The 10957-nt window shown below is 70.6% G+C and carries 8 protein-coding genes and 1 tRNA gene; 7 read left to right on the top strand and 2 right to left on the bottom strand.

The genetic code is table 11. From position 1 onward, the window contains the following. Window positions 1-246: 246 nt before the first annotated feature. Complete coding sequence (locus PSH25_RS26220; protein ID WP_238661586.1) at window positions 247-1131, bottom strand: oxidoreductase; 885 nt, start codon at window positions 1129-1131, stop codon at window positions 247-249. A 154-nt stretch (window positions 1132-1285) separates the two neighbouring features. Here PSH25_RS26220 and PSH25_RS26215 point away from each other — a divergent pair, with 154 nt between their 5' ends. From PSH25_RS26215 to PSH25_RS34230, 4 genes are all read left to right on the top strand, one after another. Then, window positions 1286-1831, top strand: a complete 546-nt coding sequence (locus PSH25_RS26215) for a TetR/AcrR family transcriptional regulator (protein WP_238661585.1) — start codon at window positions 1286-1288, stop codon at window positions 1829-1831. 657 nt (window positions 1832-2488) lie between these two features. After that, window positions 2489-3328 (top strand): oxidoreductase, encoded by an 840-nt coding sequence (locus PSH25_RS26210; protein WP_238661584.1) that lies wholly within the window; start codon window positions 2489-2491, stop codon window positions 3326-3328. Window positions 3329-3791: 463 nt separating this feature from the next. Then, entirely contained in the window at window positions 3792-4199 is a 408-nt protein-coding gene (locus PSH25_RS26205) for a recombinase family protein (RefSeq protein ID WP_238661583.1), read from the top strand. Then, complete coding sequence (locus PSH25_RS34230) at window positions 4165-4440, top strand: hypothetical protein (RefSeq protein WP_372492853.1); 276 nt, start codon at window positions 4165-4167, stop codon at window positions 4438-4440. Before PSH25_RS26205 ends, PSH25_RS34230 begins: the two co-directional genes overlap by 35 nt. Before the next feature lie 137 nt (window positions 4441-4577). On the opposite strand, the gene PSH25_RS26200 is transcribed toward PSH25_RS34230, so the two are convergent. Beyond that, window positions 4578-4661, bottom strand: a tRNA-Leu gene (locus PSH25_RS26200). A 244-nt stretch (window positions 4662-4905) separates the two neighbouring features. Between PSH25_RS26200 and PSH25_RS26195 the strand changes: the two genes are divergently transcribed. The 3 genes from PSH25_RS26195 to PSH25_RS26185 all read left to right on the top strand — a co-directional run. Beyond that, entirely contained in the window at window positions 4906-7719 is a 2814-nt protein-coding gene (locus PSH25_RS26195) for a tetratricopeptide repeat protein (RefSeq protein ID WP_238661582.1), read from the top strand. 194 nt (window positions 7720-7913) lie between these two features. Continuing rightward, window positions 7914-10541 (top strand): fibronectin type III domain-containing protein, encoded by a 2628-nt coding sequence (locus tag PSH25_RS26190; protein WP_238661581.1) that lies wholly within the window; start codon window positions 7914-7916, stop codon window positions 10539-10541. 28 nt (window positions 10542-10569) lie between these two features. Next, the coding region (locus PSH25_RS26185) for an AAA family ATPase (RefSeq protein ID WP_238661580.1) at window positions 10570-10957 on the top strand (388 nt) is incomplete at its 3' end.

Below are 10957 nucleotides of genomic sequence, written 5' to 3'. Positions count from 1 at the left end.
AGATCCTGCGCGACTACCACCGCGCCGCCCGCACATTGACCGACACCGCTTCCGGCATCGCACACCTGCACAACATCATCTTGGAAGGCTGACCCCCAGCCCCAGCCCCAGCCCCAGCCCCAGCCCCAGCCCCAGCCCCAGCCCCAGCCAGGCAACGCCTCCACCTTGTTACGAGACGTCCTTCAGCCCGGCAAACTGTTTCTGTAGTGCGTCCACAGTTTGATGATCCAGAGATTCGCCCCCTCCTCAGATATTCCGCGTCATCTCGACAGGTTGCGCTGCCGCACTCGCCGACGCGTCCGGGTAGTCCGTGGAACGGCTGACATCGGCCCACTGCCGGGCCTCCGCGAGCCGCTTCTCGCCCGACTCCAGCGCGAGCCCCAGTGCGTCGCCACCGAGCAGCAGCCGACGCGGCGGCTCCTCGGAGAGCGTCACGTCGATGATCGCCTGGGCCATGCGGGCGGGGTCCCCCGGCTCGTTGCCGGCGTAGTCGGCGAACATGGCCCGCCACTGTCCGACGATCTGCTCGTAGTCGGCCTGGATACTGCCGGACGCCACCGCCGCTCCCCCGGCCCAGCCGGTACGGATGCCGCCCGGCTCCACGATGGTCACCTTGATGCCCAGCGTGGCCACCTCGTTAGCCAGGACCTCGGAGAAGCCCTCGACCCCGAACTTCGCGGTCTGGTACGCACCGAGGCCGGGAGTGCCGCCCACGCGGCCGCCAATGGACGAGATCTGGACGAAGTGCCCCGAACGCCGGCTTCGCAGGACCGGCAGCGCCGCCCGGGTCACGTTGATGACGCCGTACAGATTCGTCTCGATCTGTGCACGGAGCTCATCTTCCGGGAAGTCCTCTAGCGAATTGCTGGTGGCGTAACCGGCGTTGTTCACGACCACGTCGAGGGAACCGAAACGCTCGACAGTCGCCGCGACCACGTTCCGGGCCTCTGCCGGTGACGTGACGTCCAGCGCGACGCTCTCCAGTCGTTGCGGGTGCTCCGCCTTCAGATCGGCCAGCGCCTCCGGTCGACGCGAGGTCACCATCACCTGATCACCCGAGGCCAGCACCGCAACCGCCAGCGCCTTCCCCAGTCCCTGGGAACCACCGGTGATCAACCAAGTCCGTGGCATGGAACCACTCCTATCTCCGACCAGTAGAAATGCGCCTTAACCGTAGAGCTTGCCGGGGGTAACTGCAACATAGGTGTGGTGAAAGGAACTTTAAGCGGTCAACCCTAGTTGCTCATAGCAGCCGAAATGCCACGATGATAGGGTCACGGAGACTATGAGAGCTGATGCCGCACGCAATCTGTCGACGGTCCTGCGCATGGGTGCCCGGCTACTGGCCGAGGACCCGAGCACGTCCGTGGCGGCCATCGCCAACGCGGCGGGAGTAGACCGCACCACGGTCCACCGGCGCTTCGCCAGCCGAGAGGCCCTACTCACAGCCGTGCTGCAGGCGAAACTCGACTCCACCGAGCAGGTGCTGGATGAGGCGAGGCTCGCGGAGGCGCCGGTGCCGGTCGCACTGCACCGCTACGCGGAGGGCATCATCCCGGTGAGCCGTGAGTGGCCGGTCGACACTTCCCGCTTGATGCAACAGGACCCTGACGCGCGCCAACGGCGTCAGGGCCAGAGCGAACGGCTGAATGACTTCCTCCAACGCGCCGTCGATGAAGGCTTCCTGCGCTCGGACGTACCACTGGAATGGGTGCGGGCGGTCCTCGACCAACTGGTAGCCAGTGCTGCCCATCAGTTCCCCGACCTGGCGCCCCCGCAGGCGGCCGACGTCGTCGTGGACACGTTCCTCAGCGGCCTCGGCAGAGCCTGACCCCTCGCCCGAGACCGAGGAGGCGCAGCCGCGCGGACACCTCGGCGGCGACCCGCCCCGACGCGGTTGGCGGCGGTAAACGCCCAAGGCCTGTCCCCGCAGGCATTCTTGGCAATGGGGCCGGCCCTGCGGATTCGAATTGGGCATGCGGCCCGTCGACCGTGTCGACGCCCAGGGCGAGTTGCGTGGCACCACCAACCGTCACGCATATGGCTGGCGCAGCCTTCGAGGGCCCGCCGGCCCAGTTTCCGGCATCAAAGTTGATTAGCCGGCACGGATCGGAGTCTCGGTCGTCATGCCTCGCCCCTTGGCATCCTGAACCGGGTGAGGTGAGCGTGTCCATCGTCATGGGACTGCGGGTTGACTGACCTCGCCACGTAGGGCTTGTCCCATGGTTGCGACGACCGCCTTGGCGCGATCCAGCACTGCGGGCGTCGGGAACGGGCGGCACGCTGGGGAATCGCCAGGGCGGCCGCCCACATGAGGGCTATTGCGCGTGCCAGGGCAAGAACGTAGCGCACTTTACCCAGCTCAGGGGGTCACAGGAGCAGCCTGTAACTGCTGCAGGAAGCGAGTGTTGGACGATCCGCGCGCCGGTGGTGAGGATGATTCTCGCAAGCAGTTACAGAGAACCGGCACCGATCAGGAAGCAAAGACATGACAGATCAGACCCAGGGCCGCGTGTGGCTTATTACGGGATGCTCAAGCGGTTTCGGCCGTGAAATTGTGCGCGCCGCAGTGGCCGCGGGTGACCGGGTGATGGCGACAGCGCGCCGTCCCGAAACTCTTCGAGACCTTGCCGATCTCGGCAACGGGCAGGTCAGCACCTGCGCTCTGGACGTCACCGATCCCGACTCCATTCAGGCCGCGGTAAAGGCGACGCTGGCACTATTCGGCCGGATCGACGTCCTTGTCAACAACGCCGGATTCCTCATGATGGGCGCCGTCGAGGAAATCACCATGCAACAGCTGCGCGAGCAGATGGACGTTCTGTTCTTCGGGGCCGCCGAGACAACGAAGGCTGTACTGCCAAGTATGCGCGAGCGGGGTAGCGGAACGATCGTGCAGATGAGCTCGATGGGTGGACAAACAAGCTTCCATGCCTTCGGGGCCTACCATGCCGGAAAGTTCGCCCTGGAAGGCTTGTCACAGACACTGGCGGGAGAAGTCGCCCCACTTGGGGTGCGAGTCCTGATGGTGGAACCGGGATCATTCCGCACCCGGATCAACAGCAACAAGACCGAGTCATCGGTCATCGACGCCTACAGTGGGACCGCCGGGGCATTCCGCACCTACGTCAACGCGATGCAAGGCTCCGAGGAAGGCGACCCCGCCAAGGCCGCAGCTGCCATTGTCGCCGCGGTTGACAGCGACAATCCGCCCCTTCGACTCGCGCTGGGCGGTGACGCGGTCGACGGGCTCCGAGCCGAGCTCGAATCGCGTCAAGCCGACCTGACTGCTTGGGAAGAGCTGAGCCGATCGACAGCAGCGTCCTGACACGCTGTGCGTGTGGCTGAGCCCGGCCGGCTTGATTCCTACTGCCGGGCCGGGGTTGTCGAACTCCCGGTCTAGGTTTCCGCGTTCCTGCGGCCGGACGCGCTCTGCACGTCCGGCCGCAGGAACGCCGAGCGCGGCCATCGCCGACCGCCGTCGGCTCAGGTCTCCGTCACGTGTTGCCCGGGGTTGCTCTCGACATCGCTGATCTTTATGCACCTGGGCGTCAAGAGCGGTCAGCGTCAAACCTCCCGGCTTGCTGACCCGGCAACCGCGCCACCCGCGCACGTTGCAGGGCCGACATCTCGGCGGCCGGCCACCCTACGGCTACCGGCTCGCCGACGCCGGCCCTCATCCGAACCGCGCCCACGCCGCCTGGTGACGACGCCTGCACCGCTTGGAGCCCGCCCCTGCCACCGCACCCCACGTTCGGTGGATCTTCGAGCAGCGGCTTGCCGGCCGGAGCGTGGCCAGCATCGCCCGCGCCCTCAACGACAACGGCGTCCCGTGCCCGTCCGGCGCCGACCCAGCGCGTAACCCCCACCGCAGCGGCCGCCAATGGATGCTCACCACTGTCGCGGCGATCCTGGCCAACCCCCGTTACACCGGGCGGCAGGTCTGGAACCGTCAACGCACCGACCGTGATGCCCTCCCTGACGAGGAGCCCTTCGATCGACACCACGAGATCCAACGGTGGAGCGCCTCAACTGACTGGGTCATCTTCCCGCGAGATCGCGCATACTCCGCTGGTCAGCGAAGAACACTTCGTCGCCGTCCAGGCAATCCATACCGCGCCGACCCCAGCCGATGGCATCCCCCGCTGCTACTTGTTGGCCGGAGTGATTTGCTGCGGCGTGTGCGGCCGGATCATTGACTCCCACTGGGTCCACGGCCGACCCGGCTACCGCTGCCGCCACGGACACACGGGCACCCGCACCAGGGCCTCCGCCCAACCGAAGATCCTCTACATCCGGGAAGACCACCTGCTCGACCGCATCCGACACGACCGCGGGCTACACCGTCGCCATCCCGCACTGCGCAGCCCCGACCCGGAAAAGCTTGCCGCCTACTTACGCACCAACAACATGATCATTGTGTGTGACCACCACGCATGAACTATCGAAGCCGAGACCGCGACCTACCCGCTCACCCTGGCGGGGAGCTTCCTCGCCACGACAGCAAAAATCCCCGCCCAACGGGACGGGGATCACGCAAAACACGAACAACCATCACAGTTCGTGTGGAAATAATGTGTCCGAGGGGGGACTTGAACCCCCACACCCTATACGGGTACTAGCACCTCAAGCTAGCGCGTCTGCCATTCCGCCACCCGGACCTACACGTTCAGCCTACCTCGCCGACCAGATGATCTTTCCATCCGGTGGTCGGCACGGCGGGCCGCACGGGGAGTTACTGTACACGCCACTCGTGGATCATGCACATCGCCTTCCGGCGCCTCTCCCCCGCCGCTTCCCCCGCCGCTTCCCCCGCTGCTCAGGCAGCCTCGAACGGCCGCGGCGACACACCGTCGGAGTGTGTACGGGTAGCGTCCGGCGGCCCTCTGACGGCAGCATTGCCACGTGTCCCATCCCTCCCCCTTGGCAGCCGCCCAGCACCGAGCCCTCGCCCTGCGCGCCGCGGGCGACCTCAGCGCCGCCCGGCAACTGCTCGCGGAGGCCGTCGAAGCCGCTCCCCCGCCGTACGGTGACGATCACCCGGAGATGCTGCACACCGCGCATGTGCTGGCACGACTGCACCGGGAGGGGGACGACCCGCTCGCCGCCCGCCGGGTGCTGGAGGAGGCGTTCGCCGCGGGCGAGCGCCGCTGGGAGCACTCCGACCCGCTGATGCTCGCGCTCGCCTTCGAACTCGCCGAGGTCGCGGAGGAACTCGGCAACCGGCACGAGGCCCGCCGCAACTACACCCGCGTCGCCACCGCCGGGCCCGCCGTGCTCGGGGAGAACCACCCAGCGGTACGCGCAGCCCGCGACTACCTCGGCCTAGCCGCGTCGACGCCCGGCGGGCAGCACGGCGCCCCTACGCCCGGTCCGGCCCCCGTCGCGGTAACCGAGCCGGCTGCCCGGTCGGCGCTCGCCGGTCCGACCCTGTCGCTGGCGACCCTCGCCGCGATGCGGCCCTCCGCCAGTAGCCCGCCGCCCGCCGTCTCACCCTGGGCACCACCGCCACCGCCGGCCACGCCCCAACGAACCCCTCCAGCGGTACGCGCACCCGCCACACCCACGTCGCCCGGCAACGCCACCGCGACGCCGGTTCCCGCCCCTCGGACGGCGCCCAGTCAGCCGGCAGCTTCCTCGATCGCCCCGGCGCAGCCCATGCCGACGGCCGCACCCGGGCCTGCGACGCCTCCCCGCCCGCGCGCCGAGGCGTCACCGCCCGGGCCATCCCAGCCAGCGGTCGGCCCGATGCCTCGACCAAGGCCTGAAGGTCCGCCGACAACGCCGGCCGGGCAGCGGCCACCGGCCGGGCCCGCCGTCGCAACCCGTCAGCGGATGGGCGACCAGGCGTCCCCACCGGTGGTCGCCGCGCCACCCCCGCCGCCAGCCCCAACCCCCTCGGCGTCGACCGCCTGGCCGGCAACACCGGCGGTGCCGGCACCGCGCTGGGACAACCCCACGATCCAGGTACGGCAGATCGAGCCACTCCTCGCCGAGGAGGCCGCCCGAGCCGCCGCGCCGAGCGAATCGCACAACGTGTCCGGCGCCGAGGCGACACCATCTGGCAGGCCCTCCCCGACCGTTGACCGCCCAGGGCCGGCGTACCCGATGAGCGGACGACCGGCCCAGCCCATGAACACACCGCCTGCGACCCCGCATCCGATCTCCGCACCACCCGGCCAGCCGCACCCGGTCTCCGGACCACCAACGCAGCCGTACCCGGTCTCCGGACCGCCCGGCTACGGCCCACCCGTCTCCGCACCACCCGGCTATGGCCAGCCGGTATCGGAACCACCCGGTCAGCCGTACCCGGTCTCGGCACCACCGGCGCAGCCGTACCCGGTCTCCGCACCACCCGGCTATGGCCAGCCCGTCTCTGGCCCACCCGTCTCCGCACCGCCCGGCTACGGCCAGCCCGTGTCCGGGCCACCCGGGCACACCTACCCGGTGTCCGCGCCGCCCGGTTTCGGGCCGCCTGTGTCCGGGCCGCCCTACCGACCACCCGTCTCCGCGCCTCCGGTGAGCGCTCCACCCGTGCCGCCCTGGGGGTTGACCGCACCGCCCTGGAGCAGCAGCGCCCCACCGCAGCCCCTGCCAATTCCAGGTGCCGGCCCCACCGACCAGACCACGACGGCTGCGCCGGCCACGACGGCTGCGCCGGCCACCACCGATGGGCAGACCACGACGCCTACGCAGATCACGGCCGCCGGGCAGACCATGATGGACGCGAGCGGCACCGGTGACTCCGGGCTGGGCATTCTCGACGCCCCGGTGGGGCCGACCCGGCAGACCCGTGGCGCGCCGTCCGACCAGACCGAGGTGTTCCCGTCCGTTCCGGCGCATGGCGGCCCGGCCGGGGTCGAGACCAGTCGGGGCTGGTCGGCCGCCACCCAGCCCGCCCCAACAACCGCGCCGCCGCACCCCACCGCCGCCCAGGCGAACCGGAGCGCCGCCCAGGCGAACCCGAGCGCCGCTCACGCGAACCTCACCGCCGCCCAGCCGCACCCCGCGGACGCCCAGGCGAACCCGAGCGTCACCCAGGCAAGCCCCGTCGCAGCGGCGGCGCAGCCGGCCTGGTCACCGGGCGGCGGCACCGACCCCGCGCTGACACAGGTCCAGCAGTACCACCACCAGCCACTCCAGACGCCGTACACCCAGGACCAGGTCCAGGCGCCGTACCCGGGTCAGCAGTACCACCCGGCGCCGGACGCGTACCGGCCGGCGTACGCCGATGAAGGTGGGTCGACGGGCCGCAACCGGGCGGCGCTGATCGGCGCGGTCGTGGCGGCCGGGGTGGCCGTCGTGGCGGTGGCGGGCCTGGGAGCGGTGGTGCTGACCCGCGACGATCCGCCGCCGACCGGGAGCGCGCCGACGGCGGCGGCGCCGGCACCCACGGCGGCCGGGCTTCCACCGGGCGACCTGAAGCTGCGGGACGATTCGACCACGATCACGTTGACCTGGACGGACCCGACCGGCGGGGCGGTGCCGTTCATGGTCGCCGCCGGCCGGGCCGGGCAGGCGTTGGGCGTGATCGCCACCGTGGACCCGGGCCGGACCACCTACACGGTCAACGGGTTGAACTCCCGAGTGGATCACTGTTTCACCGTGTTGGCGGTCTACTCGACTGACAGCTTTGCGACTTCGGGACAGGTCTGCACCGCCCGGGAGCGCACCGCCACGTCGAGCGGGGAGCCCTCCGGCCGAGCGTCGCCGCGCTGAGTCGCGCCGAAACCATCGCCGAGTCGCGCTGGAACCGGGCTGAGCTGGACGTCCACAACGCACACGCTCGGTATCCACAGGGGTGACACTGCGGGTTCCCCCGCCACCACCAGCGCCATATGATGGCACCCGGCTCAGGGGAGGGGTCGCCGCGAGGCGCGCCACCTGCCACGACTCAGGGGAGGCAGCCGGCTGTGGCCAGCATCGACGACGCCGTACAGACCGAGGCCCCCCGCTCCCGGTCCCGGCTGCGCGGCGGGCTGGTGACCGTCGGCACGGTGGCCGCGCTGCTGGCCGCCATGGGGCTGACCGTCCTCGGGTTGGGCGCGGCGGACAACGCGGTGGCCAACTACGACGCGAGTTCCTGGCTGTGGAGCGCGGCGCGCAGCGAGCTGGCCCGGGTCAACGGGGTCACCGCCCGGGTGGACACCCGCACCGAGATCCCCGGTGCCCGGCAACATCCGATGCAGATCACCCAGACCGACCGGCTGCTGCTCCTGCGCGACCTGCAGACGGGGCAGGTCAGCTCCCTGGACCTGGCCACCCTCCAGCTCAGCGCGACCACCCCCACCACCCCCGGCCTGGGCGTCAGCGTCGCCCTGCACGAGGACGCGGCGTTCGTCGTCGACGCCGTGCAGGGCATCGTCCGGCAGCTCGACCCGCGATCGTTGACCCCGGTCGGCGAGCCGGTGCGCTATCCGCCGGGCATCACCGGCGGCACGTTCGACGGTAAGGGTCGACTCTGGATCGCGGTGCCCAGCGAGGGCACCGTCTCGGCGATCACCGCTGCCAAGCTGCCGTCCGCGCCGGCGTCGGCCGCGCCCGCGGGCGCCGGGCTCAGCCCGCAGCGGGTCGAGTCGTACGACGTCGCCGACGCCAGCCACGAGTTGGTGGTCTCCACCCTGGACGACGGGGTGGCGGTGCTCGACCGGACGGCCGGGAAGCTCGTGCGGGTGCAGCACGGTGAGGTCCACCCGACGCCGCTGACGCTGTCCGGCCCGGCGGCGCTGCCCGCGCGCACCAGCGGCCCACGGGTCCCGGTCACGGTGACCGCCGACCGGCGGGTGCTGCTGGTGGGTGACGGTGGGCAGGAGAGCGGGTTCACCGTGCCGGGCGAGGGGGACCGGCTCAGCCCGGCGGTGGCCTGGGCGAACCGCTTCTACTGCGCCGACGAGGCCACCGGCACCATCTACTCCTTCGACGCCGCGGGTCAGCTGGTCGAGACCATCCGCGGGCGGGCCAACGGGCCGCTGGAGCTGGAGGTCCGGGAGAACCACCTGTTCATCAACTCCCCCGACTCGGCGACCGCCCGGGTGGTGGACGACAAGCACCAGGTGCGCGAGGTCAACAAGTACGCCAACGACGTGCTCGGCGGCGACCCGCCGCCGGTTCCCCCGCCGCCGCCTCCGCCGAAGAAACCGCGGGTGGGTAAGCCGAGCGCACCGCGCAGCGTCACCGCCTCCGCCGGCAACGCCCAGGCGCGGGTGAGTTGGCGGCCGGCCGCCGCCAACGGCGCCGAGATCATCAAGTACGTGGTGGAGGGCGCCGACCAGCGCCTGGAGGTGGGCGCCAACCAGCGTGCGGTGGAGGTCAAGGGTCTGACCAACGGCAAGACGTACCGCTTCGCGGTGCACGCCGTCAACGCCAAGGGCGACGGCCCGCCGCGCACCAGCAACCCGGTGACGCCGACCGCCGCGGTGCCCGACCCGCCGGCGAGCGTCACCGCGCAGGAACGGCCGGACGGCACCGTGCTGGTGAAGTGGCCGGCGGCCAACGGGCAGGGCAACACCATCGCGAGGTACGCGGTGACGGCCAGTTCGGCGGGGACGAACGCGCCGGCCGGCGAGTCGACCAGGACGGAGCTGGTGGTGCCCGCCGGTGAGCTGGATTTCGGCACCCAGTACGCGTTCACCGTGGTGGCGGTCAACAGCAAGGGCGCCGGATCGGCGGCGTCCCCGGTCAGCAACACGGTGGTGCCGTTCGCGGCGCCCGGTCGGCCGCTCGACCTGCGCGCCGGCACGGTCGCCAACCAGCCGGGCGCGGTGACGGTGCAGTGGGCGCCGGCCGACGCCAACGGTCGTCCGGTGACGAAGTACCTGGTGGACGTCGGAGGGCGGGTCAGCGAGGTGACCGACACCCGCACGACCGTCACCGGGCTGGGCAACGGCCAGAACGTCACGGTGAAGGTGAAGGCGGTCAACGAGGCCGGGCCGGGCCCGGAGGCCACCGCCACCGCCCGCACGGTGGCCGAGCCACGGGTCACGGTGACCGGCTCCTCGTCGACGGCCACCGGGGCGACTGTCACGTTCACCGTGGACGCCGGTGGCGGTCAGGCCACCTGCGCGCTGACCACGGCGGGCGAGCCGGCGAAGGCCGGGGCGTGCTCCAGCATCACGATGACAGGTCTGACGCCGGGCACCGCCTACACGTTCACGGTGACGGCGAGCAACGCCGCCGGCAAGGGCACCGCGACGCGGGCCCAAAAGACGCAGCCGCTGTACGGGATCGCGACCTGCCGCAACGGCGCATCGGGCCCGGAGGCGAGCTACTGCACCCGGGAGATTCCCGGCGAGCGCAACGGCAACGAGATCTTCGAGGTCACCCGGCAGGACAACGACCGGCAGGCGGGCTGGGTGCCCAACGGCCAACGCTTGCAGGCGTACTGCAAGAAGTCGGGCGAAGAGGTCTACGCCTACATCTACAACAACAACAAGCGCAGCACCTGGTGGGTGCAGGTCGACTACAAGGGGAAGAACTACATCCCCTGGGCCTGGCTCAACCTGGAGGGCGGCGACAACATCAACGTCCTGCCCACCTGCTGAGGACACCAGGCGAGGAGCACCACCGACCGTGAACACCCACGAGCCGCTCACCCAACCGGAGGTGCAGGGTTTCGCCGCCCTGGCCGCCCGGCTGGCCGAGAACGTCAACGCGGTGGTGCTCGGCAAGCCGCAGGTGGTGCGGTTGGCGCTGACCGCGCTCTTCGCCCAAGGCCACGTGCTGCTGGAGGACGTGCCGGGGGTCGGTAAGACGACCCTGGCACGGGCCATCGCCGCCACGGTGAAGGGCGAGTGGCGGCGCATCCAGTTCACACCCGACCTGCTCCCCTCGGACGTGTCCGGCGTGACGATCTTCAACCAGGCGACCCGGGACTTCGAGTTCCATCCGGGGCCGGTCTTCGCCAACATCGTCATCGCCGACGAGATCAACCGGGCGTCGCCGAAGACCCAGTCGGCGC

Source organism: Micromonospora foliorum (assembly GCF_022229015.1).
Taxonomy (GTDB): Bacteria; Actinomycetota; Actinomycetes; order Mycobacteriales; family Micromonosporaceae; genus Micromonospora; species Micromonospora foliorum.
The sequence above is the reverse complement of the archived record's forward strand: the minus strand, read 5'-3'. Positions and strand labels throughout refer to the sequence as shown.

What these genes read in the sequence shown, in the direction of transcription:
- PSH25_RS26220 (WP_238661586.1), bottom strand. Translation starts at nt 1,131, where the DNA reads ATGCCACGGACTTGGTTGATCACCGGTGGTTCCCAGGGACTGGGGAAG.
- PSH25_RS26215 (WP_238661585.1), top strand. Translation starts at nt 1,286, where the DNA reads ATGAGAGCTGATGCCGCACGCAATCTGTCGACGGTCCTGCGCATGGGT.
- PSH25_RS26210 (WP_238661584.1), top strand. Translation starts at nt 2,489, where the DNA reads ATGACAGATCAGACCCAGGGCCGCGTGTGGCTTATTACGGGATGCTCA.